This window comes from Actinoplanes derwentensis (assembly GCF_900104725.1).
In the GTDB taxonomy this organism is placed as follows: domain Bacteria; phylum Actinomycetota; class Actinomycetes; order Mycobacteriales; family Micromonosporaceae; genus Actinoplanes; species Actinoplanes derwentensis.
In genome coordinates this window covers 7,860,871-7,885,866 of sequence record NZ_LT629758.1, presented here as the reverse complement: position 1 = coordinate 7,885,866, position 24,996 = coordinate 7,860,871, and the positions used below count along the sequence as shown (strand labels likewise).

Here is a 24,996-nt window from a genome sequence, read left to right as displayed (position 1 = left end):
TGGTCGCCTAACGTTCCAGCGGAAGACCGACCCCGCCCGGGTACGCCGGGTCTTCGGCTTCGTCGAGCATCGCGGCTGCCACGGTCGCCCGGCTGACACGTGCCGGGAAGAAGCGTTGCGGCGGGGTGGCAAGGCCGACCGTGCGCCGGGTCGGGCTGAGCGGCCCGTTCGACAGCGGGCCCGCGTGGAACACCGTCCCACCCGCGTCCAGGATGGCCGCGTCCGCGGTGACCTTGTCGACCAGCTCGGCGCCCATCAGTTTCAGCAGCGTGCGGGTGGCGGCACCGGCCGCTTGAGCGGACGGTCCGGTACCGAAGGCGCCGAGCCAGATGGCACGTTCCGGCTGGGCGGCGACGACGGCGCGGGCTCCGTCGGTGAGCGCGCCCGGTTTGTCGCCACTAGCGATGCCGAGTCCGGAGAGCACGATCTTCTGCCCGGCCAGAGCGGCGGCGATGGAGTCCGGATCGCGGACGTCGGCCGCCACCCGGATCAGCCGGGACGAATCCGCGACGGTGATGCGGCCGGGGGTGCGCGCGATCGCGGTGACCGTGTGGCCACGTTCCAGCGCCTGGCGGGTCAGTTCGAGGCCGGTCGCGCCGGAGGCGGCGAGGATGGTGAGTTCCATGTCAGTGAGCGCCTTCCGCTTGCAGGACCGCCAGCAGTTCCCGGTGGAGTCCGGGAGCCGCGGCGAGGATGTCGGTGTGGCCGGGCCGCCAGGGCTCACCGGTCAGGTCGGTCACCACGCCACCCGCCTCGGTGACGAGCAGAACGCCGGCGGCCACCCCGATGAGGTCGCACTCGTACTGCCAGTAGGCGTCGACGTGACCGCCGGCGAGGTCGAGCAGCGGGAACGTGCTGGGCACCGTGGAACGGATGAACAGGACCGTGTCCAGCAGGTTCGTCGCGGCGTCACCGAGGCGACGGTTCCGGGTGCGGGGCTGGGTCATCGTGACGATCGCCGCGTCGACATCCGTCTTCTCCAGCTGTCTACCGACCGTCGCCATCTCCGCTTTGTTCGCTGGCCGCGCTGACTCGGCGTACCCGTCGAGCAGCGCTTCGCCGGCTCGGCGAACCACGGCCGTGACCTGTTCGAGTAGTTCGTTGGACATGCGTCTACTTTCGAGCCCGCCAACAATTAAGTCCAGTGCACTCTAGTTACGTAATGATTGACCGAGATGCAACTGACTCGAACGATCGGAGCATTGGACCGCAACAAGGTTCGCCGCCGGACAGGTGGTACCGCAGTACCACGATCGATGGGCACCGCGGTCGGATGTCCAGGTGTCCCGGCATCCGTAGCGTCATTCCTGTCATCAAGGCACCCGAACCAGGCGATAGGACAGACGACCCGATGAGTACTCCCGCTGACGCCCCGGCCGGATCCCGGCTCAAGTCCACCCTGGTCCAGAGCACCGCAGTGGTCGCCGCCTTGATCACCGCGTCCGTGCTGTGGCTCGGCCGGCCGGCGAAAGCCGTTGAACCGCCCGCCGGCCCCGCCACGGTGAAGGCCTATCTCATCGACGATGAACTGACCACACCGGCGGCTACCGGCGAGAAGGACGGCTGGTTCGGCGATCTCGCGATGCCGTGCGACTTCGACTCGTGGTACGTCGAGTACGCCGGCAAGGCGATCTGCACCACAGTCGACGGACCGAAGGGGGCGGTGACGATCACCAGCTCCGACGGGCGGACCGAACTGTCCGCCGACGCGCAGCAGGCGATCAGCGGGTGGGCCGCTGAACCCGGTGGCACGCAGCCGCCGACCCGGGCGCTCCTGGTGCTCGACGGCGAACCGGTCGGCATCGTCGCCGTCGCCGGCCCGGGCACGGTCACTCCGGCCACCTGACGTTTCCGGTCGATCCGAAGCCGCACGACGCGGCTGCCAGATGGGGCAACCGGACCGGAACCGCGAAATCCGCCACCCGAAGAACCGGGTGGCGGATTTCAGGGGACGGGTGTCAGGGCGGTGATCGCTGTGGCGTGACGGGTTCGGTGGGGGCCGGGTCCGTCGTACCGGCCGGCGCGTCCTTCGCGTCCTCAGGCCGGGGTCGCGGTGGTTGCGGCCGGCCGTCGCCGGTGGGCTGGGCGGGTGGTACCGGGGGTTCGGGCGGCTCGGTGAAGTTCGCGCCGATCAGAGCGTCGAACTCCCCCTGGACCAGATCGGGGTCACTGGCGATGAGGTCGGTGAACGCCTCGTCGAAGCCGTGGTCCCATTCCGGAGACAGCGCAGTCTTGGCCTGGATCGCGAAAGTGCTGTTCATGCCGTCACCACCCGCCCTATCCGACTCGTCCGAGAGCAGAGCTGAGGAATCTCAGGTCAGCTCGAGATCACCTTCTGTTCGCTCTGCTGCCGCCCCACCACGTTGACCTTGCGAGGCTTGGCCTTCTCGGCGATCGGGATCCGCAGCACCAGGACACCGTTGTCGTACGCGGCGTCGATGCGGTCGGTGTCGAGGGCGTCGCCGAGGAACAGCTGGCGGGAGAACACGCCGAGCGGACGTTCGGTCAACTGCGTGACGGCCTGCTCGCCCAGGTCGATGGGGCGGCGCTCGGCTCGCACGGTGAGCACGTTGCGCTCGATGTCGATGTCGATCGCGTCGGCGTCCACACCGGGCAGGTCGAACGCGATCACGAACTCGTCGCCGTTGCGGATCGCGTCGACGGGCATCCCGGTCGGCCGTGACCAGGTCCCCGCGCTCGAAGCACCGAACAGCTGCTGGGCGAGCCGGCTGGCCTCGGTGAAGGGTTCGCTGCGCATCAACATGATCCCACCTCCTGCAATCTCGACTTGATGGTCAATGCGCGATACCTTTTTTCTAACACGTCATCGCGACGATGACAAGCAAGACGTCAACAAAAAGATGACGCGAAGAAGGATGAGGATGACCGAGTCACCAGGTGGCAGCTCAGGTTCCGCACCAGCGCCCAGCCTCGACCCGATGGATCTCGGCGCGGCCGTGGCAGTGCTGACCGCCACGGCCGCCGAGATCGCACAGAGCACTGCCGACGAGACGACGGTGAGCCCTGCCGGCCTGCTCGATGCCCTCGTCCTGTTGCGTCAGACGCAGACCGAACTCGCCACCCTGGAACCGATCCTGATCGCCGCGGCCCGGGCCGCCGGAGTCTCCTGGCAGGCTCTCGCCACGGCGTTGGGCGTCGCGAGCCGCCAAGCCGCCGAACGCCGCTATCTGCGCAGCACCGCCGATTCCACGGATCAGCCCGGGGCGACCCGTGACGAACGCGTGCAGGCCGAACGCGACCGCCGCGCCGGGCACCGTGCCGTCACCAGATGGGCCAACGACAACACCGCCGACCTGCGCAGACTGGCCGGTCAGATCACCGCGCTCACCGACCTGGACGCCGCGGCCGGTGAAACACTCGCCCGGCTGCACGGCGCCCTCGGTGACCGAGACGCATCCGCGTTACCCGCTCTGCTCGCCGCGGCCCGATCGCACCTGCAGGATCACCCCGGCCTGAGCGAGCAGATCGACACCGTCACCGCCCACACCGACCAGATTCGACAGCCCAACAGATCACAGCGTTGATCGGAGAGACCGCACCTGTCCCAGTCTCGCCTCGACCCGCTCGGCGTCGGGATGGCCCAGCTCGCTGAAGATCTTGTGGGCGGCCAGCCAGGCCGCACGCGCGTCGCCCGGCCGTTGCGCCGCGGCGTGCGTGTCGCCGATCAGCAGCAGACTGTCGGCCATGAGCAGGCGATCGTTCGCGCCACGGCGCAGGGACAGGGCGCGACGGAAGCAGATCAGCGCCGACCGGTGGTGGCCGACCCCGGCGTGAGCCATGCCCCGGCCCTCCCAGGCGACCGCCTCGCCGATCCGGTCGCCGAGCGCGCGGTACTCCGCGACGGACGCCCGGCACAGCGCGACAGCCTGCGGCTGGTCACCGGAGAGGAACCGCACGCAGGCCTGCACGTAGAGCGCGAAGGCCGGCCCGGCCCGCAGCCCCGCCGTCGCCGACAGCCGCAGAACCTGGCTCAGGTGATGCAGCGTGCCGGCGTGATCGCCCTTCCGCCAGAACGCCTGGGCGAGGTCGCGGTGAGCGCGGGCCTGCCCGACCCGGTCGTCCAGTTTCTCGAAGACCGCGAGGGCGTCTCGGGTCAGGCCGGCCGACTTCTCGTACTGGCCGGAGTGGGCGTACGCCCAGCCGAGCACCCGCAGCGAGTGCCCCTCACCGACCGCGTCGCCGAGACGGCGGGCAGCATCCAGGGCCAGGCTCAGCGCGGCGATCATCTCGTCCCAGTGCCCACGCCGGTCGAGGAACGTGACCAGGGCCAGGGCCAGCCGGAACGCCTGCGCCTCATAGCCCGACGCGGCCTGCGTGATCGCCGCGAGCAGCACGGGACGCTCCCCGTCGAGCCATGCGGCCGCCTGCCGGTCGGTGTCGAAGACCTGCGGCGTGACACCGGCGCGCGGCGGGTCCAGCGCCACCTCGTCACGGTGCGGATAGAGCAACCCGTCCGCGGCATACGCGCTGTGCAGGTAGTAGTCGAGCACCCGCCGTAGCGGTCCGGCCGGGTCGTCGTCGAAACGCTCGGCGGCGTAGGCACGCAGCAGGTCATGCATGCCGAACCGGCCCCGGATGTGCTCGACGATCAGGTGCGCGTCGGCGAGTTCGGCGAGCAGCACGTTCGCCCGGCGCGTGTCGCTGCCGAGCAGGGCGGCCGCGGCGGGGGCGGTGATGTCCGGGCCGCAGTGCAGCCCGAGCAGGCGGAACAGTTCGGCCGCGCCCTCGCTCAGCCCGTCGTAGGACCAGGAGAACACCGTGCGTACGTCGATGCTGCGGTCCACACTCGACAGCGCGTCCAGCCGGTCGCCCGCCGCACGCAGCTGCCCGACCAGATCGGCCAGTTCGAAGCGCCGGTGCACCGCGGCACGGGTGGCGATCAGGGTCATGGCCAGCGGCAACCCCGCGCAGCGATCGATGATCTCGTCCACCGACCGAGGTTCGGCGTCCACGCGCTCCGCGCCGAGGCGGGCGGTCAGCAACTGCCGCGACTCGGTGGCGCTGAGCAGGTCGAGGGAGAGCGGATAGGCACCGTCGGTGACCACCAGCGCGGGCAGCAGGTGACGGCTGGTGACGACGGCCAGACACCCTGGGGAGTTGGGCAGCAACGGCCGCACCTGCTCGGCGTCGCGCGCGTTGTCCAGCATCACCAGCACGCGCCGCCCCGCCACGAGCCGCCGGTAGAGCCCCGTCTGCGCGGGCAGCGTCACCGGCACGCTCTGGGGCGGCACGTCGAACGCCTCCAGAAAACCGCGGATCGCCTCCGCCGGCGTCTTCGTGGTGCCGCTCGGGTCGAAGCCGCGCAGGTTGACGTGCAGAATCCCGTCCGGGAAGCGGTCGGCCACGGTCGACGCCCAATGCACCGCAAGCGTCGTCTTGCCCACCCCGGCCGTGCCGGAGATGACGATCAGTGACTGATCGGCGGCGGCCCCGAGCGCGTCCATCTCCGCGTTCCGCCCGACGAATGCCGAGATGTCGGGCGGCAGCTGGGTGGGCCGCTCCCGTACCGCCGGAGCCGGCGTGGGAACCGACAACAACATCTGATGTGTCGCGGCCAGCTCACTGCCCGGATCCAGACCCAATTCCTCGACCAACTTCTTTCGCGTACGCGTGAAGCAGTCCAGAGCCTCCGCCGTCCGGCCCGCCCGGTGCAGCACCCGCATCAGCGCGGCAGCCAGCGGCTCGACCAGTGGATGCTCCTCGACGAGCGGAGTCAGCAGGTCGATGGCCGGCGACGGATCAGCTACCCGGGACCACGCGATCGTGGTGTCCAGGTGCAGGCGCGACCAGGTCTTGCGGGTGTCCTCCGCCCACCGGCCCGGGACACCGGCCAGTGGCGTGCCGCGCCAGCAGGCCAGTGCCTCCGCCAGCGGTTCGCGCGGATCGTCCCGGTCCCGGGCCTGCCCGGTGAGCCGCTGGTAGCGCAGCAGGTCGACCTCGCCGGCGTCCACGTCCAGCCGGTAACCACCGGAGGCCCCCACCAGCGCGCCGTCGGCACCTGCCTCGCGCAGCACCCGGCGGATCCGCGCGATGTGCACGTACACGGCCCGGCGGGCGGCCGCGGGCGGCTCGTCGTCCCAGAGCCGGGCGATCAGGGTTTCGGCGGGCACCACCCGGCCCGCGGCGGCGAGCAGGACGGCGAGCACGAGCCGCTGCTGCGGGGGACCACCGTCGAGGCGGCGGCCGTCCGCCCACACCTCCACCGGTCCGAGCAGCCGGAACTCACGCACCACCGTCTCCCCCGTCACCTCGCTGATCTTCCTCTAACATTCCGCCAACATCACTACCTCATTCTTCGATGCGTCGAGGAACACGCATCCGAGAGGTTTCACATGCGCAAGAGTCTTGCCGCTCTCCTGGCGGCCCTGGTGGCGGCGTCCGGTCTCATCCTGGCGCCGGCCTCGCCCGCCCTGGCCGCCCCGCCCAAGCGCAACGACGGCCTGGGCGAACCGATCTACTGGGTGCACGGCATCCAGATCTCCGCGACCGGTCACCCGAAAGCCGACTGCAAGCAGTGGGACACCGCCATCAAGGCGTACCGAGCCCGGGGTGCCACCGCTGAACAGAACACGGTCGCCTTTTACAAGGGCGACAAGAACTGCAACAGCCGCATCGGCAGCTACGAGAACGGCGTCAGCATCAAGGAGCTCGGCCGCAAGCTGGCCTGGGACATCTACAACCGCTACACCAAGAACGGCCGTTCAGTCGACGCCGTCGGCCACTCGATGGGCGGGCTGATCATCCGGGCCGCGATCACCGGCGTGCAGAAGAAGACGAAGAACTGGCCGCCGGCGCTCTACATCGAGGACGTCGTCACCATCGGCACCCCGCACACCGGTACCAACTGGGCACGTAGCTACAACACCCAGCAGGCCAAGGACATGCGCCCCGGTTCTTCGTTCCTGAAGTGGCTGAACAAGAACCCGCAGTCCACCCAGGGCACCGACTGGACCCTGATCGGCTCCGAGGGCGACAAGATCGTGCCCTGGAAGAGCTCGGTCTCCACCAGCGGCAGCGCGGCCGGCTACCTCGCCGCGGGCCACAAGGTGGTCTTCCATCAGGGACAGGGCCTGACCCACACCGCCATCTACAAGAAGGCGTCGGGCAAGTACAAGTCGCGCTACTGGAACAAGCGCGCGGAGAAGAGCGGCTGGATCACCCAGACCAAGGGCGAGAGCCCGATCGTGGTGGCCCGCAACGCCAACTACTCCTGGCGCCTCTGGTAATCAGCCTCCGCACCGTCACGCCAGCACGGGCATCCGTGCTGGCGTTACCCGTGCCCACACGGTCTTGCCGTGGTCGTGGGCGGTGGCACCCCAACTGGAGCAGATGCCGTCCACCAGAAGCAGGCCCCGGCCGCCGAGGCGCTGGTCGTCCGGAGGCCGCTGGAGCGGCATCCGGCGGTCGTCGTCGCTGACCTCGACGGTGATGCTGTGGTCGTCCCAGTTCAAGACGAGGGTCCCGCCACCCTCGGTGTGCTGGGAGACGTTCTGCACCAGCTCGGAGACCACCACGAGGACGTCGTCGATCTGGTCCGCCGAGTGCCAGGGTGTCAGCGCGGCGCGCGCGGTCGAACGCATCGGCGCGGCAGGCTCACCCTGCTTGAACAGCATGCACAGAGTCTTGGCTGTCACCCGGATGCCCCTTTGTTCGCCGCCGACGTTCCTGGTGCCCCACCACGCGACGTCGAAACGACGTGCGGTGACGACCGGGCGAGCTGATCGAAATCTCCGGTCCTGATCAGTCGTCGCCGGCGAGAGACGGCACAAGAACCTCGTAGACACCGCTGATGTCAAGCACCCGCCGTACCGACGGAACCGGGTTGACCAGCTGAAATCGGAGGCCGGCCGCATCGGCGTGGTTGTAGGCGCCGACAAAAGCGGCAAGCGCGGCCGAATCCAGGAACGAGACAGCGGCCAGGTCGACGACGACCACGGCGGTGCCGGCGGTGTCGAGCTCGGTGCGGAGCAGGTGCAGCAGCTGATCGGCGGCGGCCAGGTCGAGTTCCCCGGTCAACGCCACGGTCCGGGTGCCCTGATGGATGGTGACGGCTGCTGACCATAACGGAAGTTCAACCACGTGGATGTCCTTGCGTCGCCATAGTGCGCTCGGCCTGTCGGCGCCGCGACGCTTGGATCAGACCACCCTACTCGCCCGAAATATGGATACTTGCCTACCAGGACGGGAGGCATCAATCGCGGGAGTCAGGCGTGCGGACCGCGATCATCGCGACATCGTCTTCGTGATCATCGCCGGCGAACGCCGTGTACAGGTGATCGAGCAACTCGGTCAGAGGCGCCCGCGCGTAAGCCGCCGCCGATTCGTGCAGGCGTCGCTCCCGCTCGTCGAGCGCATCACGGCGGGTCTCGATCAGCCCGTCGGTGTAGAACAGGACGGTGGAACCCGGTGGCAGGTGCCGGGTGTGACTGGTCCGGGCGGCGGTGCTGCGCAGGCCGAGCAGCGGATCACGGCCGTCCAGCACGCTCGCGCCGGCCCCGGTGATCAGCAGCGGGCTGGGGTGCCCGGCGTTGGACCAGTGCAGCTGATGACCGTGCCCGCTGGGGTCGGTGTTCAGGTACGCCAGCACGGCGGTGGCGGTGATGCGATCTCCCAGCGCCTGGCTGGCGGTGTCCAGCCGGTGCAGCAGAGCCGATGGGGACTCACGCCGGTCGACCAGCAACAGGCGCAGTTTGCTGCGCAGCCGGCCCATCCGGGCCGCGGCACGCATGTCGTGCCCGCTGACGTCCCCGACGACCAGTGCCAGATGCTGATCGTGCAGGCGGACCGCGTCGTACCAGTCGCCGCCGACATGCTCCCCACGGGCCGCCGGCTCGTACCGGGCGGCCAACTCGAACGGAGCCGCATCCGGCAGATCCGGCAACAACGCCTTCTGCAACACCATCGCCACGTTCTCCCGCGAGAACAGGTAGTCGGCACGCCGCAACGCCTGCGCCACGTAACCGGCCAGCGCCGCCAGGACCGCCTGCTCGGCCGCGTCGAGGGTGTACGGCTTGTCCCAGACGAACGTCAGCGCGCCCACCGGCCCCGCCGGCCCGGGCAGCGGCACACTCGCCGCGGACTGCCAGCCCATCTCCTCGAACGTGACCGCCGCCTCCGGCGTCACCTCGTAGACCGCCGCCAGGTCGGGTAGCAGCACCGGCACCCCACTGCGAGCGGCCGCCGCCGACGGGGTGACCGTCGTACCCGCGTACAGATCCCACCGCTCGGCGACCCTCGACGGCAGCGACAATCCCGACTGCAGCGACACCCGGCCGGTGTCATCGAGCAACGACACCCCGACGTAGGACGGGTTCAGGGTGCCGGTGACCAGCTGCCGCACCACGCTCACCACATCATCGGCGGTACCGGTGTCCGCCAGCTCGACGCTGGCACGCAACAACAGCCGGGTCCGCTCGGACGCCGCGATCGCCGACGCCCGCAACGCGGTGGCCTGCTCCTCCCGCTGGTGCAACAGACTGTTGGCGATCCGCAGCCGCAGCATGTCCGAACACGCCGCCGCGAAGTCCGCCAGCAGAGCCAGCTCGTCCTCGGTCCACCGCCGCGGGGCGGTGTCGATCGCACACAACGATCCGAGAACCTGCCCCGTCGTGTCCGTCAACGGCATCCCGGCGTACCCGACGACGTTCAGATCGGTGATCGCCAGATTACCGGCCACCCGCGGATCGGTACGGGCGTCCTCGACGATCAACGGCGCCGCGCTGACCACCACATGCTGACAGAACGAATGCGACAACGGAGTCTGCCGCCGTTGCCCCCAGGGCTCACCCAGCCCACACGCTCCGGGAAACACCTGCCGCCCGGCTTCCACCAGGCTGACCAGCACCACCGGCACCCGCAACACCGTGCGCACCAGTCCCGCGAACCGATCGAACGCCGGATCCGGCGACGCCGTCAGCTCCGTCCGCGCCAGCGCCGACAGTCGATCCGCAGCAGGCAACGCCGACCCGTCCTCGAAGCTCACACGACTCCTGCACCATCAGCGGGACAAACAACCCCCGAATGGTATCCACGAGTACCGGACACCGCTCTCTCATCCGCCCCGGCCGAGCTGATATAGGCTGCCGTCGAAGCGATCATGGGGGATGTCTTGGGAATCGCGTTCCGGTGGACCGGGTTCGTCACTGCGACTGTGCTGGCCGCCTCGTTCGGCTCCGCGGTGCCCGCCGTAGCCGCCGACGCGGCGCCGAGGGTGTTCGCCCGCGTCTTCAAGTACCCGGTCGGTGGCGTCACGCCGGTGACCTTCGAGACGTTCCCGGACGAGTCCCTGTCCGGTGTCACCAGCCTGACGGTCTACGCCGCCGGCCGGGTGATCGGCACGGACACCGAAGCGCCTTGGCTCATCGACTGGGACACCGCCGGATTCGACGGCCAGATGGTGCTGTACACCGTGGCGACCACCGCGACCGGCTCGTCGACGACGGCCGGCGAGCACGTCCGGGTAGACAACAAGCCCCCGTCCCCGACTGTCGTCTTCCCGCGGCGGGATGGTTACATCGGCCGAGGCGGCGAGCTCACCGTGGATGCGACCGACGACGTCTACGCCATCGGCTCCGAGCTGATCGTCAACGGGCAGGTGATCTCGTCGAGAGATGCCCGCCGCGGCGAGCGCCTGGATCTGCGCTGGAACATCACGGTCCCGAACGGCAGAACCCCGATGACCATCCGGGTGTGGGACGAGGTCGGCAACGTGTCGACCTCGACCAGGACCGTCACGGTCGACAACGACCGGCCGGTGATCACCGGAACCACCACCGCGGGCAGTGCGATCCGCGGAGCCTTCAAGGTCTCCCTCGGTGGTTACCGGGACGCCAGCCCGTTTAGCGGGTTCGAAGCCTCGCTGTTCGGAGCGAAACGCTCCATCACTTACATCCAGGAGAACTCCCGGACGGTCACGATCGACAGCCGGGACGCGCCGGACGGGAAGTACACGCTCGGATGGCACGCCTACGACGCGGCCGGCAACAAGGCCACCCTCACGCGGCCCCTGATCGTGGACCACAAGAGGCCCACGATATCGATCACCAGCGCGCCGAAGAACAAAGCCCAGGTCAAGACAAAGTTCAAGATCAAGGCCAAGGCGAGCGATGTGTACGGGGTCAGCAAGGTGCAGTTGCTGATCAACGGCAAGGTCGTACAGACAGACAGCACGGCCGGTTACGCGTTCACGGTGAACCCGAAGAAGTACGGCACGAAGTTCACCGTCCGAATCCGCGCGTACGACCGAGCCGGCAACGTCAGATACAGCCCAACCCGGACCTACCGACGCTGATCCGGTTCTGACCGGCGCCACCACCGCGCCGGCCCCGGACGGTCGTTACTGGGTGCTGGTGTCGTTGCCGGGGCCGCCGACCAGCTTGTCCTTGCCCGAGCCACCGACCAGGTTGTCGTTACCGGCGTTGCCGTAGAGGGTGTCGTTACCGTAACCGCCGAGCAGGAAGTCGTTACCCGCGCCACCGTAGATGGTGTCGCCGCTGTCGGCCCCTTCGCCGTCGAGGTCGCCGCCGATCAGGTCGTCGTTGCCGGCCTCGCCGTACAGCTTGTCCTTGCCCGGGCCGCCTTCCACATGGTCGTTGCCATGTCCGCCACGGAGGGTGTCGTTGCCGGGACCGCCCTGCACGTCGTCGACGCCGTTCCCGCCGGTCAGGGTGTCCTTGCCGTAACCGCCGAAGACGGTGTCGTCGCCGGAGCCGCCGTTGGCGGTCAGGGGAACCGAGGCGTGACTCTGCACGAAGTCGTTCTTGTCACCGAGCGCGACGGTGATTCGGGTCGGCTTCTTGGCGGTGGTGCACTTGACCTTGGTCTTGTCCCCCGCGACGGCCTTGCAGCCCTTGCCGGCCTTGACGGCGACCGTGTCGTTCAGGGTGACCGTCCGGCCGGAGACCGTGATGGTCAGCGAGTTGGCCTGACCGGCAGCGGCGGTGAACCGGACAACGGTGCCCGCCACCTCGGCCTTGGCAGCCGACGCGGCCTGCGCCGGCGAGGCGAAGAAGGCGGACGTGGCGGCCGCCGCGATACCGATCGCGGCCAGCTTCTTACGACTGATGCTGAACATTGAATCCCCGTCCCTAGCTGCTGATATGCAAATCCTATGAGGACATGAGGCGGGTTCGTCTCCCGTTTTCGTGTCACACCGTCGGCCGCGCGGCACGCCCGGCACCGGCCGGGCAGAGACGATGTTGACACTTCTGGCTAATGGCATTAACTTAATGAGTAACAACGTTAGCCGCTGGAGGGCATCATGACCGAGTACCTGGACATCGCCGGCAACAAGATTGCGTATGACGTGACTGGCGAGGGGCCGCTGGTGGTGCTCGCGCACGGCATGGGTGACAGCCGCCACTCCTACCGCTTCATCGTTCCCGGCCTGGTGGCGGCCGGCTACCGGGTGGCGAACCTCGACATTCGCGGCTGTGGGGACTCCAGCCTCGGGTGGGACGGCTACAGCCGTACCGACATCGCCGGCGACCTGGTCGCCCTGGTGCGTCATCTCGGCGGCCCGGCCGTCATCATGGGGCAATCGATCAGCGGCGGCGCCGCCACGATCGCGGCCGCCACCGCTTCTGATCTCATCGCCGGAGTCATCGAGCTGGCGCCGTTCACCCGCGAGCAGTCGGTGTCCCTGGGCGCGCTGTTCCGGGTGAAGCGTTACCGCGCCGGCAGCACGCAGCTCGGGATGACCATGGCTCTGGGAAGCATGTCGAGCTGGAAGAAGTACCTCGACCTGGCGTACCCGAACAAGCCCTTCGACTGGGACGACGAACTGGCGCGGATCGAGACCAAGATGAGCGAGCCTGGTCGGATGAAGACACTTCAGGCCATGTGCAAGACCAGTCCGGGCGACGCCGGCGCGCAGCTGCCCAACGTCAAGTGCCCGGTCCTGATCATTGAAGGCACCCTCGACCCCGACTGGGCCGACCCCCGCGCCGAAGCCGAGAAGATCATCGCCGATCTGCCCCGCGGGCTCGGAGAGCTGGCGATGATCGACGGTGCCGGCCACTACCCGCATGCCGAGACCCCGGACAAGGTCCTCGCGCTGTCCCTGCCCTTCCTCGCCAGGACGCTGACCAATGCCTAGAGTCGGACTCGATCAGGCCTCGGTCACCGCAGCCGGCGCCGCGCTGGCCGACGAGATCGGCTTCCCCGCGCTCAGCATGGCTCTGCTCGCCGAACGTCTCGGCGTCCGGACGCCCTCGCTCTACAAACACGTCACCAACCAGGCCGATCTGTCCCACCGGATCGCGGTCCTGGCCATGAACGAGCTAGCCGACGCCATCCGTGACGCCACGCAGGGCCGATCCGGCGGCGAAGCCCTCGCCGCCGGTGCGCACGCGATGCGCACGTACGTGCTGGAACACCCCGGACGCTACGCGGCCGGAAACTTCGCCAGCGTCACCGGACCCGACGACCCGCTCATCCCCGCCGTCCAGCGGGTGCTCGCCTCCTGGACGGCCATGCTGCACGGGTACCACCTGGAACCCGACCAGGAGATCCACGCCCTGCGGATGCTGCGCAGCATCCTGCACGGATTCTCGACCCTGGAAGCCGACGGCAGCTTCCAGATCGCCGCCGACATCGACGAGAGCTTCACCTGGATTCTCGGTTTCATCGACCAGGGACTCAAAGCCAAACTGCCCGCTCCACTGTCCGCCCGTTAAGCCGACCCCGGCCCGAGGTAATGGAGCGAATCATGAGCTATGTCATCACTGCCACCGTCGACAGAGACTCCGGGCAAGGAGGCGGTAGGGGACGCCCTGGTCGACTTTCCCGCCTACGGCCAGTGGAGCAATTTCTCCAGCGCTGAAGGAACGGGGTGGACAATGGCGCGGGCTGGGTCGGCTCCACGGCCACCCTGGACTACCGGGTCGCCGATCACCCGTACCGAATGATGGGTCAATGGGATTTTGGCCTCACCCACACCGCTCTTCTCCTGGGATCCGCGCGTCATCGCCACTCCGACCGCCCAGGTGGAACTCCGCCTCCGGGATGCCGCGGGCAACACCGCGCCGGCCCTGTCGCTCGAGAGCGCTCCGAAGAACAAGGCGAAGCTGATCAACCGCGAGGATTGAACCCGGTGCCGTTGTGCGGGGTATCCAAAATTGCGACAGTTCGACGGGTGTAGATCGCCGAAGCGGGGGTGGCCGATGTTCGACGACCGATTGGCGGCGTTGGTCGGCCTGCGGGATGACGGTGAGGAGTTGCTCCGCCGGGCCCGGTTAGCGGCCAGCGCATCCGGCGGACCCGGGACGGACTCGACCGGGTCGGTGACAACGGCGCTGGATGAGGACGGCCGGGTCACGTCGGTGATCGTGGCGAGCGATTGGCGTTCACGAGTCTCCGAGGAGCGCCTGGGATCAGCTGTGGTCGACGCGGTCCGGGAAGCCGCGGTTCGTCGGTTGACCGCGTGGGGAGCGGCGTACGTCGAGCCCGCCGTGACACAGGGCCCCACCACTCGTGACGTGCACCAACAGATCGAATCGATCACGTCAGGATCGCTCCTCGATGGGGATCGGGAGGCCGCGTTGATGGCGTTGCTGGAGGTGGTCGAGTCGATCGAGCGGGGCCTCGACGAGGTATCCGGCAAGCTGCGACAGACGGTGGAGGCGATCCACACCGGACGCAGCCGGCATCACGAGGTGGCTGTGGAGGTGACCGGTGGCGGTGAGGTCGTGGCCGTGCGGTTCGATCGGAGGTGGCTTCGGGACGCTCACGATGCCAATCTGAACCGGCAGATCGCGGCGGCCTTTCGTGCGGCGTACGAGAAAGTCGCTCTTCATGGGGTGGAGAAGCTGATCGCGGACAGCCCGCTCGGCGAGGCGCAGTGGACGATGCAGGATCCGTTCGGGATCGTCCGGCGATTCGGGTTGGCGAGCTGATGACTCTGCAAGCTGCGCTGGAGGCGCTTCGTCGTGATGCCGCCTCGTGGGAGCAGGTCTCCGCAGTGACTCGGCAAGCCGCGATGGAGGCGAGCCAGCTGACCTTGAGCGCGAACGAGCTGTCGTGGGCGGCGTTGCCGAGTGGGCTGCTGGATACGTACGCCGAGCTTCAACGTAAGGCCGCGACCCTGTTGGAGGAGGCGAGCGAGGTCTATAGCGGGCTGAGCCTGAAGCTGGACAAGGTCGCCTATCTGTACGAGACGAACGATGATCTGGCGGCCCGAGAGCTCGAAGGAGTGTGGGATCCCCGTGAGTAGTACCGAAGCCGTACTGCTGGAACGCATCAACTCGACCATCAGCCGCATCGACGGCAAGACCGTCGAACTACAGAACTCGATCAACAACAAACTGGGATTCATCCCCGAGCCGGTGCAGTCCTCGATCCGGCAGGGCTGGGACGACTTCTGCGCGTTCATGGAGCGGATCTGGGAGAACCTTCAGATCATTCTGTCCAACATGGGTTCACCGTCAGCCTTGTCGAACGCGGCGCAAGCCTGGAGCGACCGGGTCGGTGTGCCGGTCAGCGGTCAGGTCCAGGCCGCTGATGCCGGGCTGCTGACCGTCGATGACAACTGGGACGGTGACGCGGCAGACGCGTACCGGCAGATGTTGCCGTTGCAGAAGGCCGCGCTGGAGAAGATCAAGATGACGATCACGGACGGCCTGGCGACGGCGCTGGGCCAGGTGCATCTCGGGATCCTGGTGTTCTGGAGCAGCCTGGCCGGGGCGCTTGTCGCGCTCGTGATCGGCATTCTCGGCGCGATCGCGTCGAGTGCCACGATCCTCGGTATGCCCGCGGCACCATTCATCGCAGCTGGCGCGGCGGTGACCGCCTCGCTGTCGCTGATCGTCGGCTGCGAAACCTTGAAAGGCTGCTGTACGTCGGCGAACACTACGTTGCGGCAGAAGTTCGACGACAGCTCCTTCTTCCAGAAGCACTGGCCGCCGGCGGGTACCGCATGATGGCGGCCCGCACCGCACACAGCGGAACCACGCTGCTCGCCGTTGTGGGCATCGTGGCCGCACTGGCCGACGGCGTGCTCGCTGCGATCGGCGCGACGTCATGGCAGTCGTACCGCAGCGGCGCCCTGACAGTCGAGCAGACCGGCCCGTTCATGGTGATGGGGGCATCAGCCGCCGTCGGGGCTGTACTCGCGCTTCTCGCGATGATCGCCCTGTTGCGAGGTGGACGCGGTCTCGCTCGTGCCACGCTCCGCCTGACATGGCTGAGATTGGGCGCGGTCTTCATCGCGCTGGTGGCCGTCACGCTCATCGCTGGCATCTCCGCAGCTGGAGTGTTCGGCGTGACGCTGGCCGTGGGCGACGCGCTCGGCGGTTTCGTCGTCACCGGAGTCGCCGCCCGCCGGACCACCGTCGGACATCAGCCGCGCCGAACGTGATCACGCCGGGCAGCAGCATCCTCATCCCACGGCCTTCGTCAGCAACGACCGAATCATCGCCTCGCCCTCGTCGCTCAGCTCCGACAGCGCGAACGACGTCGCCCACAAGCCGCGGGCCTCGTCGAGTTTCGCCGCCGACGAGAAGCCGAACGTCGAGTAGCGTTCCTTGTCCGTCTGGCCGCTGCGAAAGAAGCAGATCACCTTCCCGTCCAGGGCGTAGGCCAGCTGGCTGTACCACAGCTTCGGCGCCAGCTCCGGAACGGTTTCCTTGATGATCGCGTGCAGGCGCTCGGCCACTCCGCGGTCCGGTTGCGCCATCTCGGCGATCTTCGCCAGCACGTCACTCTCGTCGGCCGCCGACCTGTCAGCGCTCTTCGCCCGGCGCGCCTGCGACCGCACCTCTGCCGCGCGATCCTTGACTGCGGCGCGCTCGACCTCGGAGAGGCCATTCTTGCTGGCTTTCGAGGTTGGGCTCACTGGAGTCCGCTCCTTCATCGTCGCCGACGGTGTCCCGATGAAGCCAACGGGAATGCCGTGGCCCTACTTCTCCATTCCTGATCGAAGGTTCACCGACGACCGAGGTCGGTCGTCACACGATCATGGAGGGCAGCGGCCAGCGGCGTAGCCGGTATGGCAACCACACGAGGATGTCGGCGATCTTGGCGACCAAACCCTCGGCGGCGAAGTCCCGGGCGATGTCGAGATCCACCGCGGCCATCGGTGCCCCGTCGCGGGTGGCGTCGAGAACCGCCAGGTAGGCCGGATCGTCGATGGTGAGCAGGTTCAGCTTGCCGGTCCGCCGATCCCGGACCTGGACGAATCCAGGTCCGTGCCGGTACGTGCACTTGTCGATGTAGAAGGTGCGCCGCCACTCGGCCAGGTGTTCAAAGTCCTCGCCGGGTGCCGCCGTACGCAGGTCGGCCGGCGGATACAGGTGCGAGTAGACCCGCCAGTCCGCGCCGTCGCCGGGCAGCACGAGCCGCCAGTCGACGGAGATGCCGTGGCTGGTGGCCTCCCGTACCAGCAGCAGTCCGGCCAGTGTCGCCGGGTCGGGGTCGGTCAGGTCCACGGCGGACGACAGCGTCACGTGGCGTACTCCCGCACGGAACCACGCCGCGGCCGCCTCACCGGGCGATTCGACGAGATCGACGGTGCCCAACGCCATCCGCGGCCCGCCGTCGGGGTCGGCGTCGCGAGCCAGGTGCACGGAGATCGGGGCGGCGTGGTGGACGGTCATTTTCGGTGCTCCTTCAGACTGCGGTCAGCGCATCGGATCGGCCGGTGGGTTCGGTCGGCTCGCCGTCGTTGCGCTCCGGGTGCAGGTGGTCGATGCGCAGCAGATGCTGGTTCATCGCGACTGGCGCCACGTGCACGAACTGGCTGCCGTCGGTGAAGACGATGCCGAGCAGGCGCCACTGATCCATCAGGGCGTCGACGGTCTCCGGGGCGGTGTCGAGTCGCCGGGCGGCCGCGGCCGGACTGTGCGGTTGGTCGAGCAGCCGGAACAGTGCCAGCTCCAGCGGCGTGGTCAGCCGGTGGACCCGCCAGTCGAAGTGTCGTCGCCGGCTGATCAGCACGATCTCGTCGCCCAGGTCGTGGTGGGTGAGCCGGCTGCGGGCGTACTCGTACTGCCACTCGGCCACCGCTTCGGCCAGTAGCGTCTCGGTGCGTCCGCCGATGCCCTGCGGAGCCACGTCGAAGATGTACGCGAGGTCCATCAGCTCCGACTCGGGCAGGTCGTAGTTCATCCGGTACTGCGCGGCCGGGCGCGGATCGGCGAAGCCCAGCTCGGGGCGGTTGAAATACGGACTGAACCGTTCGATGGCGATCCGTGAGGCGCCGTCAGCCGGAGCGAGGTGGTGCAGCGCTGGCATCTGGGCGATCACGCTGAGATAGTCGTCGTCGCTCTCACCGGGGAAGCCATAGAGATAGTTCCAGGCCACGGTGATGCCGCTGGTCTCAGCATCACGCAGCATTCGTACGTTGAGACAGCCGGTGACGCCCTTGTCCATGATCTTCAGGACCCGGCCGTTGAGGCTTTCGATGCCCGGTTGCACGCTGACCAGTCCCGCGTCGGCAAGGGCCTGCACCTGGGCACCTCGCATGTTGGACTTGATCTCGTACTGCAACCGCAGGTCGTAGTCGGACTCCGCCAGGCGCGGCAGCAGGGTCTGGACGTACCCCATGTCCATGATGTTGTCGACGACGAACATGTCGAGCACCTGGTGCCGCTCGGCGAGCGCGACGATCTCGTCGTGGAACTGGGTGGCTTCCTTGCTGCGGAACTGCATGAACGAGCCGTTGAGTCCGCAGAAGGTGCAGTGGTGCTTCTCGCCCCACCAGCAGCCGCGGGCGCCCTCGACCACCAGTTTGGGCTCCACCCAGCTCTGCGCCCGCGAGGACGCCAGCCGCTCGAAGTAGCCCGCGTAGTCCGGCGCGACGATGCCGGCCGGCGGCAGCGGACGGCTACTCATCGGGTTGGCCACCGACCGACCGGTGGCGTCTCGCCAGCACAGGCCCTCGACGGCGGCGAACGGATCGGTGTCGTCTCCCGGCTGCCGAGCGAGCGCGGACAACACCTGCGGGAAGGCGGCTTCGCCCTCGCCGCGCACCACGAAGTCGACCGCCGGGAAGTTGCGGTGCATCGCGGCGCCCTGGGCGCCGTCGCAGTTGGCGCCGCCGAAGATGGTGGCGATCGACGGGTCCAGCCGCTTGACGTACCGGGCGGCGGCCAGTGCGGCGGTGTTCTGCTGAAACGTGGAGGTGAAGCCCACCACGTCCGGGCGGGCGGCGACGATGCGCTCGGCCAGCTCGCTGATGAAGGCCGGGGCCAGCCGGTGCAGTCCGACGGTCAGATCCCGTTCGTGGTCGGACATCTGGTCGCTGACCCGCTCGATGAACTCGGCGACCCGCCACTCCGGATCGTCGTGCAGCGCGGCGGAGAACACCCAGTCGCCGCAGCCGGCGAAGTAGGTGAACAGCGAGTAGTAGTGGTAGTCGTTGACCGAGAACTCGGTGCGGTCCACCACCCAGTCGACGTAGTCGAGGTTGGCGTGGATCACCTCCACCTCGGCGTCCGGGAAGTGCCGGCGGGCGCTCGTGGTGAGGATTCCGAGCGCCAAGGACGGGACGTCGATCGACGCCCACGGCATGTTGACCAGCACGATCCGCACGTCATCCTCCTGCTGTGCCGGCCGCGGGGCGGCCGGGTCGGTGCGACCAAGGTGGGCGACGGCGTGCGGGGCGGGAGATCCGGTCCCCGCACGCCGTGTCCTGACTAGAACTTGATGGAAACGCTGATCGTGACCGACGGCTTCGACCGGAGCTGTTCCCGGTTGCCGCTGATCGGGTCGTTCTCGACGACGCTCTTGCGCATGCTGTTCCTCCTCTCCGGGTCTCGCAGTGCCAGGCCGGCCGGGGTCAGCCCGCCGGTCGCGCCAAGGCCAGCGCGATCGGCGTACCTTCATCCCGGACACCATCGAAGTGCCGCTGCATGAACGGCAGCACCGCCTGCATGAGGGCGACGTGGTTGCGGGCGTCGACGTCCTCGTGACCGGCGTGCAAGCGCAACAGGCGGTTCGGGACACTGCGCCGCGTCAGCAGCGCCGCGTACTGTTCGACGGGCTCCGGCGGGCAACGCACGTCGTCGGTCGCGACGGCGAGGAACACCGGGGCCCGCACCTGGTCGACATAGGTGACCGGGGACGCGCGGAGATAGCGTTCGGGTACGTCGTCCGGGGTGCCGCCGAACAGCTTCCGGTCGAGGGCACGGACGGCCGGGCTGGACCCGTGGAACGCCGCGATGTAGTCGGCGATCGGGGTGACCGCGATCCCGAGCCGCCACAGGTCCGGCTGAACACCGACGGCCAACAGCGTGAGATAGCCGCCCCAGGAGTGACCCCACAGCGCTGTCCGATCGGCCAGCACCACCCCGTCGTCGACCAATCGTTGGCGTACGGCAGCCAGGTCCTCCAGCTGGGTATGTCCCACCCCGGCGGGGAAGTCGCTGCGCCAGGCGGCGCCGTAGCCACTCGACCCGCGGTAGTTGACCCGGACGACGGCGCAGCCGGTGTGCACCAGCAGGTCCACCACCGGGTCGTAGGCGTTACGCGCATGCTCGGAGGGTCCGCCGTGCACGAGAAAAACCGCGGGCGCCGGGCCGGTACGGTCGGCGGGCGTCGTCACCAGCGCGTGGATGTCGCCGCCGGGACCCGGCACCCAGATGTCACGGCGGCGGGCCGCCGGCGCGGCTCCGGTGCGGGGGCCCGCGCCGTCCTCGGCGGGCAGCGCCATGCCGCCGGTGGAGCACAACTGTGGCGGGGTGGCCGCGTCGGTCCAGACGTACGCCACGTCGCCGTCGGGCCACACGGCCGCGTCCAGCACGCTGCCGGTCGGCACGGCGATCGGGGCCTGGTCGGCAGTGGCGAGGCTGACCCGGTAGAGCCGGCTCTCGGCGTGCCGGTCCTGGCGTACCAGGACGTGTTCGCCGTCGGGGTACCAGCAAGCCGTGATCTCGGTCGGGAAGCGGTGCGCGTCGTGGTGCCGCAAGCCGTCCCCCGGCGTCCAGGTGGCCAGCCGATAGTCGCCGTCGGCCTCCACCACGAGCAGCAGCCGCGACGTGCCTGGGGCGAACCCGAGCGCCCACACGCGGCGGTCTTGGCCGCCCGCCAGTACCGCGGACTGTTCTCCGTCGGCGGTGTAGACGGTGACCGCGTCGGCGCCGGCCGGATCGGCGCCCACGACGATGAGCTGGCCGGCGGCGTCCACGTCGACGACGTACGCGTAGTCGTCCAGGCTCCGAGCGACGCGATGGCTCCCGTCCGGGTGGCGCACGTGCAGGGTCAGCCCCCGCTCGCCGGTCAGCCCGATCACCGCGGTGCCGTCAGCCGCCATGGCGAGACCGGCGGGCCGACCGGACGCCGTCTCCGGCAGGGCCAGCCGGGGGCCGGTGAATCCGGCGAAGTCGACCAGCTGCCACCGGCCGGTACCAGCGAGGTCGTCGTCGAACCACCACACGGTCTCCCCGGCGGGGTCGAGCGCCGCCCGGGTGGTGCCCGCGCGCCGGGCGGTGAGCTGGCGAGTCGTCCCGGTACGCCGGTTCCAGGCGAAGATCTGACAGCGGTCCTCCGCTTCACCCACGTACACCGCCCGGTGTGGGGTCTGCTCGGCGATCGTGGGCAGCACCGGGTAGTAGAGCCGGAACGTGCGGCTCATCGCGGGTCCTCCTCAGACGTCGGTTCGGCGTCGGCCGGATCACCCGGTGCGGCGTCGGTACGCAGCAGCCCGACATTGACGGTGGCGTATCCGGCGAGCACCGCGAGCAGTGCCGCGCAGCTCAGCGCCACCACCGCCGGTGAGACATGGGCCACGAGCACCGCCGCCAGCAAGGGCGCGAACATCTGTGGCACCTCGCCGACGGTGCCGATGACCGTGGCCACCCGGCCCTGCAGGTCGTCGGGGGTCACCATGATGGCGCGGGCCTGCAGGATCACGCCGGCCAGCGGGCTCAGCAGGAACACCAGGCCGATCAGCAGGCCGTAGCTCCAGGTCTGCTGGGCTACCACCAGAGCGGCGACGAACGCCACCATCGCCCAGGAGGCGACCACGATGGTGGCGGCGGGCCGGAGCCGCTGCACCACCCGCGGGGTGGCGAGCGCCCCGAGCAACCCGCCGACGCTGGCGACCGTCAACACCAGACCGATCGACACCGGCGAGGCGCCCCGGCGGTCGGAGATGAGGATGACGGCGTAGATCAGGGCAGCGAACGCGAAGTTGATGCCGGCGGCCCACACGGTGACGAACCGGAGGAAGGGTTGGCCGGCCACGAACCGGAGGCCGGCGCGCAGGTCGCCCACGAAGGAGGTGCGTTCCTCCCGGTGCGGGGTGAGATCGGTGCGGATGGCCGCCACACAGACCGCCGCGATGACGTACGAGACGAAGTCGGCGAGGAACGGCAGCCAGCGCGCCACCTGGAAAAGCGCTCCGCCGAGCAACGGACCGAGGATCTGGGCGGCATGGTTGCGGGCTTCCATCCGTGCCAGGGCGCGGTGGTCGTCGGCCGGAAGCAGGCGGCGGATCGCGCCCGCGCCGGCGGACTCGTATCCGGACTGCGCGGCGCCCTCGACGAAGGCAGCCGCCGCCAGCACGCCGATGACCAGGGTGTCCGTCAGCAGCGCGCCGGAGATGACACCCGTGGCGGCGGCGGCCGTCAACAGCGCGGCGATCATCATGGTCCGACGGGGCAGCCGGTCGGCCAGCACCGCGGTGACCGGCGCCGCCACGAGCCGGCCGGCCACCGCCAGAGCGCCGACCACGCCGACCGCGGTGGGCGAACCGGTGACGGCGATGGCCACCAAAGGCAGGACGATGCTGGACGAATGGGAGCCCAGCGCGTCGATTCCGCCGGCGATCCAATAAAGCCGGAAATCGCGTGCGCGATGCGGCGATAATGTGTTTTCGGATGTGGTGGCCATCAGCGTACAAGCCTTGATTGCATAAGAATTCCCGGGGCGGCTTATCGGCGTCTTCGGACTTTTGTCACTGCGCATGTGAAGTCGACTAGACGATGAACACGCGTAGACAGAAACATTAGACGAGCTCTTCCGGTGAAGATGTTTCGTACAGTAACAGCGCGCCTACACACTGGCAAGGATCCACTGTGGCCTGCGTTTTTGGAACAACCAGCCGGAACCGCTCGACTCACTGCGGAACATCTTTGAGGGCCGCAAATCGCTATTTATCCGGGCGCCAGATACAGGCGCATTCAGGGTCGGAAGGATGCGGAACGCCCCATTCAGACATCTTGCCGCGAAAGTCGGCGACGACGGAGTCAATATCACTTAGGCACATCATTCGCATTGAACGCGGTTGATCTTCGTGGTGGGCCGCGCTACCGTCGCTTCCAGGCGTGAGACCTAAGGCATTCGAAGCCGCCGGCGATGGATCCGGGAGCTATTGGCAGACCAGGATCCGGTTGCGCCCGCCGCCACCCGGTCCGTCCCGGAACACCCATCGCCCGATAAGGCCCGACAGCAAGAAGGGCCTGATCCGCGCTTCCGCGGTTCAGGCCCTTCTGACCCTCAGGCGAGGCTCCCGGTCGGGGCATCGGGTCTTGGTCGATCTGCTGGTCGATCTGCTGGCCTACCCGGAGACCTGCAAGATCAGGCCGAAAAGGGCTCAACCAGACAACAAGACATTGCTGGGGTACGGGCTCCGGACCCGTACCCCAGCAATGTCATTTGATGGCGGCCGCTCGCTTCTCTGCCTTGACGATAAACTCGCGGACCAGTTCCTCCGAGCCGCCCGTGTTCTCCCAGCCCAGGTCAGCGACCATGACCACCGAGTTGTTCACCATCGACAGCGCCGCGTACTGGGCGACCACGGCGGGTTCCTGGTCGCCGTAGCTGAACTTCTGCTCGATCTTCACGAGCACCGAGTCGCTGTCGGATTCGACGACGGTCCATTTAAATTGGTCTTTGCCCAGCCCTCCTGGGCACTTCGCCAGGGCCGCACGGATCTCAGTGAACTGGGCGGCGGCCCCACCGGTCTTGTGCCTGCCGACGAACTCCACCACCGTGAACGGGGTGGCACCCTGCGGAATGCCCGGAACGGTGTATTGCACCGCCACCGCGTCGGTCCGGGTGCTGTCACTCGGGTACGGCTTGGTGCCACAGGGGCGCAGCGGCCGTACGTGTGCGTGTTCGCCGTTCGCCAGCGGCTCGGCGGTGGCGCCGCGCAAGTCGGCTGGCTGGAGTAAGGCTTCGGCCGGAATCGCACTGGTTGCGATCGCAGCTGATCCCGACCCGGCCGACCCCGACCCCGCCGACCCCGACCCGGCCGATCCCGACCCAGCCGCCGGAGCCGAGCCGTTCGAGGCCGCGGTTCCGGTGACGGACGCGCATCCGGTGAGGAGAACGGTAAGCAGGCCGGCACCTACGACAAGTCGCATCGAAGCTGTTTTCATGTCCTCATATCCTTAGGGGTGGTTCAAGATCGATAGTGTTGATCTTGAACGGGGGTTCTTTGCAAGCGTTACGCGGGTTCGTCGCAGACAGCGAAAAGCACCGTCCGTGAGGTCCCGGCCAGGGCCAGGCACGGGCTCTTCAGCGCGGTGATCTTGCCGTTCTGGACGGTGTTGGACGAACAGGTTGCTGTTGTCCTTGTTGGCCAAGGAAGGTGGGCAGCGCGGCGAATAAAGAAGACTGGCTCTGCACACCGGACTCGGGGGTGATCACCCGGACCGTGATCGTGCCGGTCACCCGGTAGCGTGCGGCTGGACGGCGTTCCGGTGGCTTCACCGAGGCCGTACCGCTGCCCGGTCGTGGGGGTTGCGCCGGTCGGCGGGCCACCGACACCGGCGCCGGCCGCTCAGGCCACGGTGGGGAACGCCGTCGATGACCCGTCTGATCCGGCGACCGCGCCCTGGCTGCTGCACGCACCCGGCGTGCGAGTCCCGCACAGTGCGGAAAAGACAAGTCCACGACGGACAAGGCAGCCGGCGGTCGTACCGAACATGGGTGTCGCTCCTTGGTTCTCCTTGGCAGGTGAACCAAGCGTATGGCCCCATCGGGCCTCGCGAATCCCGGATTCCTGCCACTTGCACCCAGGACCGGACCGCCACC

General features: G+C 68.4%; 26 protein-coding genes. 11 read left to right on the top strand and 15 right to left on the bottom strand.

The features are described 5' to 3' along the window. Nucleotides 1–7: 7 nt before the first annotated feature. Complete coding sequence (locus tag BLU81_RS34955; protein ID WP_092551170.1) at nt 8–625, bottom strand: NAD(P)-dependent oxidoreductase; 618 nt, start codon at nt 623–625, stop codon at nt 8–10. Nucleotide 626: 1 nt separating this feature from the next. Beyond that, the gene (locus BLU81_RS34950) at nt 627–1,109 is read right to left on the bottom strand and encodes an inositol monophosphatase family protein (RefSeq protein ID WP_092551167.1); all 483 of its coding nucleotides are present in this window, start codon (nt 1,107–1,109) and stop codon (nt 627–629) included. 242 nt (nt 1,110–1,351) lie between these two features. On the opposite strand from BLU81_RS34950, the gene BLU81_RS34945 reads away from it, so the two are divergent. Further along, entirely contained in the window at nt 1,352–1,846 is a 495-nt protein-coding gene (locus BLU81_RS34945) for a hypothetical protein (RefSeq protein WP_092551164.1), read from the top strand. A gap of 112 nt (nt 1,847–1,958) precedes the next feature. On the opposite strand, the gene BLU81_RS34940 is transcribed toward BLU81_RS34945, so the two are convergent. Together BLU81_RS34940 and BLU81_RS34935 are read right to left on the bottom strand one after the other, a co-directional pair. Then, nucleotides 1,959–2,261: a hypothetical protein gene (locus BLU81_RS34940; RefSeq protein ID WP_092551160.1), complete on the bottom strand. Its 303-nt coding sequence runs from the start codon at nt 2,259–2,261 to the stop codon at nt 1,959–1,961. Nucleotides 2,262–2,317: 56 nt separating this feature from the next. Further along, complete coding sequence (locus BLU81_RS34935; RefSeq protein ID WP_092551157.1) at nt 2,318–2,764, bottom strand: Hsp20/alpha crystallin family protein; 447 nt, start codon at nt 2,762–2,764, stop codon at nt 2,318–2,320. 118 nt (nt 2,765–2,882) lie between these two features. Here BLU81_RS34935 and BLU81_RS34930 point away from each other — a divergent pair, with 118 nt between their 5' ends. Then, entirely contained in the window at nt 2,883–3,545 is a 663-nt protein-coding gene (locus tag BLU81_RS34930) for a hypothetical protein (RefSeq protein WP_092551154.1), read from the top strand. Here BLU81_RS34930 and BLU81_RS34925 read toward each other — a convergent pair. Next, the gene (locus BLU81_RS34925; RefSeq protein WP_092551151.1) at nt 3,534–6,269 is read right to left on the bottom strand and encodes an AfsR/SARP family transcriptional regulator; all 2,736 of its coding nucleotides are present in this window, start codon (nt 6,267–6,269) and stop codon (nt 3,534–3,536) included. The genes BLU81_RS34930 and BLU81_RS34925 overlap by 12 nt on opposite strands. Nucleotides 6,270–6,353: 84 nt before the next feature. On the opposite strand from BLU81_RS34925, the gene BLU81_RS34920 reads away from it, so the two are divergent. Next, on the top strand, nt 6,354–7,247 hold the full coding sequence (locus BLU81_RS34920) for a DUF7379 domain-containing protein (RefSeq protein ID WP_092551148.1): 894 nt from the start codon (nt 6,354–6,356) through the stop codon (nt 7,245–7,247). A 15-nt stretch (nt 7,248–7,262) separates the two neighbouring features. Here BLU81_RS34920 and BLU81_RS34915 read toward each other — a convergent pair whose 3' ends face one another. The 3 genes from BLU81_RS34915 to BLU81_RS51660 all read right to left on the bottom strand — a co-directional run bounded on the left by BLU81_RS34915 (nt 7,263) and on the right by BLU81_RS51660 (nt 10,003). After that, nucleotides 7,263–7,655: an ATP-binding protein gene (locus BLU81_RS34915; RefSeq protein ID WP_092551145.1), complete on the bottom strand. Its 393-nt coding sequence runs from the start codon at nt 7,653–7,655 to the stop codon at nt 7,263–7,265. A gap of 106 nt (nt 7,656–7,761) precedes the next feature. Beyond that, nucleotides 7,762–8,100, bottom strand: coding sequence for an STAS domain-containing protein (locus BLU81_RS34910; RefSeq protein ID WP_157751941.1), 339 nt, complete (start codon nt 8,098–8,100; stop codon nt 7,762–7,764). A 112-nt stretch (nt 8,101–8,212) separates the two neighbouring features. Next, nucleotides 8,213–10,003 carry a SpoIIE family protein phosphatase gene (locus tag BLU81_RS51660; protein WP_092551139.1) on the bottom strand — a complete coding sequence of 597 codons (1,791 nt, stop codon included), beginning with the start codon at nt 10,001–10,003 and terminating at the stop codon, nt 8,213–8,215. Between the two features lie 114 nt (nt 10,004–10,117). On the opposite strand from BLU81_RS51660, the gene BLU81_RS34900 reads away from it, so the two are divergent. Continuing rightward, nucleotides 10,118–11,311, top strand: coding sequence for an Ig-like domain-containing protein (locus BLU81_RS34900; RefSeq protein WP_092551136.1), 1,194 nt, complete (start codon nt 10,118–10,120; stop codon nt 11,309–11,311). 45 nt (nt 11,312–11,356) lie between these two features. Here BLU81_RS34900 and BLU81_RS51655 read toward each other — a convergent pair whose 3' ends face one another. Further along, on the bottom strand, nt 11,357–12,094 hold the full coding sequence (locus tag BLU81_RS51655) for a calcium-binding protein (protein ID WP_269460943.1): 738 nt from the start codon (nt 12,092–12,094) through the stop codon (nt 11,357–11,359). A gap of 186 nt (nt 12,095–12,280) precedes the next feature. On the opposite strand from BLU81_RS51655, the gene BLU81_RS34890 reads away from it, so the two are divergent. The 7 genes from BLU81_RS34890 (at nt 12,281) to BLU81_RS34865 (ending at nt 16,375) form a co-directional block, all read left to right on the top strand. Next, on the top strand, nt 12,281–13,117 hold the full coding sequence (locus tag BLU81_RS34890) for an alpha/beta fold hydrolase (RefSeq protein ID WP_092551131.1): 837 nt from the start codon (nt 12,281–12,283) through the stop codon (nt 13,115–13,117). After that, nucleotides 13,110–13,697, top strand: a complete 588-nt coding sequence (locus tag BLU81_RS34885; RefSeq protein ID WP_092551127.1) for a TetR/AcrR family transcriptional regulator — start codon at nt 13,110–13,112, stop codon at nt 13,695–13,697. Before BLU81_RS34890 ends, BLU81_RS34885 begins: the two co-directional genes overlap by 8 nt. Nucleotides 13,698–13,943: 246 nt before the next feature. Beyond that, complete coding sequence (locus BLU81_RS48810; RefSeq protein ID WP_157751940.1) at nt 13,944–14,108, top strand: hypothetical protein; 165 nt, start codon at nt 13,944–13,946, stop codon at nt 14,106–14,108. Nucleotides 14,109–14,183: 75 nt separating this feature from the next. Beyond that, complete coding sequence (locus tag BLU81_RS34880) at nt 14,184–14,915, top strand: YbaB/EbfC family nucleoid-associated protein (RefSeq protein ID WP_092551124.1); 732 nt, start codon at nt 14,184–14,186, stop codon at nt 14,913–14,915. After that, nucleotides 14,915–15,232, top strand: a complete 318-nt coding sequence (locus tag BLU81_RS34875) for a hypothetical protein (protein ID WP_092551121.1) — start codon at nt 14,915–14,917, stop codon at nt 15,230–15,232. Before BLU81_RS34880 ends, BLU81_RS34875 begins: the two co-directional genes overlap by 1 nt. Further along, nucleotides 15,225–15,938 (top strand): WXG100 family type VII secretion target, encoded by a 714-nt coding sequence (locus BLU81_RS34870; RefSeq protein WP_092551118.1) that lies wholly within the window; start codon nt 15,225–15,227, stop codon nt 15,936–15,938. Before BLU81_RS34875 ends, BLU81_RS34870 begins: the two co-directional genes overlap by 8 nt. Next, nucleotides 15,935–16,375, top strand: coding sequence for a hypothetical protein (locus tag BLU81_RS34865; RefSeq protein WP_157751939.1), 441 nt, complete (start codon nt 15,935–15,937; stop codon nt 16,373–16,375). The genes BLU81_RS34870 and BLU81_RS34865 overlap by 4 nt, the downstream gene beginning before the upstream one ends. A 21-nt stretch (nt 16,376–16,396) precedes the next feature. On the opposite strand, the gene BLU81_RS34860 is transcribed toward BLU81_RS34865, so the two are convergent. From BLU81_RS34860 to BLU81_RS34835, 6 genes are all read right to left on the bottom strand, one after another. Then, nucleotides 16,397–16,852, bottom strand: a complete 456-nt coding sequence (locus tag BLU81_RS34860) for a DUF1801 domain-containing protein (protein WP_231953645.1) — start codon at nt 16,850–16,852, stop codon at nt 16,397–16,399. A gap of 112 nt (nt 16,853–16,964) precedes the next feature. Beyond that, on the bottom strand, nt 16,965–17,612 hold the full coding sequence (locus BLU81_RS34855; protein WP_092551109.1) for a DUF5825 family protein: 648 nt from the start codon (nt 17,610–17,612) through the stop codon (nt 16,965–16,967). A gap of 13 nt (nt 17,613–17,625) precedes the next feature. Continuing rightward, nucleotides 17,626–19,548, bottom strand: a complete 1,923-nt coding sequence (locus BLU81_RS34850; protein ID WP_092551106.1) for a RiPP maturation radical SAM C-methyltransferase — start codon at nt 19,546–19,548, stop codon at nt 17,626–17,628. Between the two features lie 247 nt (nt 19,549–19,795). After that, nucleotides 19,796–21,589: a S9 family peptidase gene (locus BLU81_RS34845; RefSeq protein ID WP_092551103.1), complete on the bottom strand. Its 1,794-nt coding sequence runs from the start codon at nt 21,587–21,589 to the stop codon at nt 19,796–19,798. Further along, nucleotides 21,586–22,848, bottom strand: coding sequence for an MFS transporter (locus BLU81_RS34840; protein ID WP_157751938.1), 1,263 nt, complete (start codon nt 22,846–22,848; stop codon nt 21,586–21,588). The genes BLU81_RS34845 and BLU81_RS34840 overlap by 4 nt, the downstream gene beginning before the upstream one ends. A 761-nt stretch (nt 22,849–23,609) precedes the next feature. Next, nucleotides 23,610–24,113 (bottom strand): hypothetical protein, encoded by a 504-nt coding sequence (locus tag BLU81_RS34835; protein ID WP_092551097.1) that lies wholly within the window; start codon nt 24,111–24,113, stop codon nt 23,610–23,612. Between the last annotated feature and the right edge of the window lie 883 nt (nt 24,114–24,996).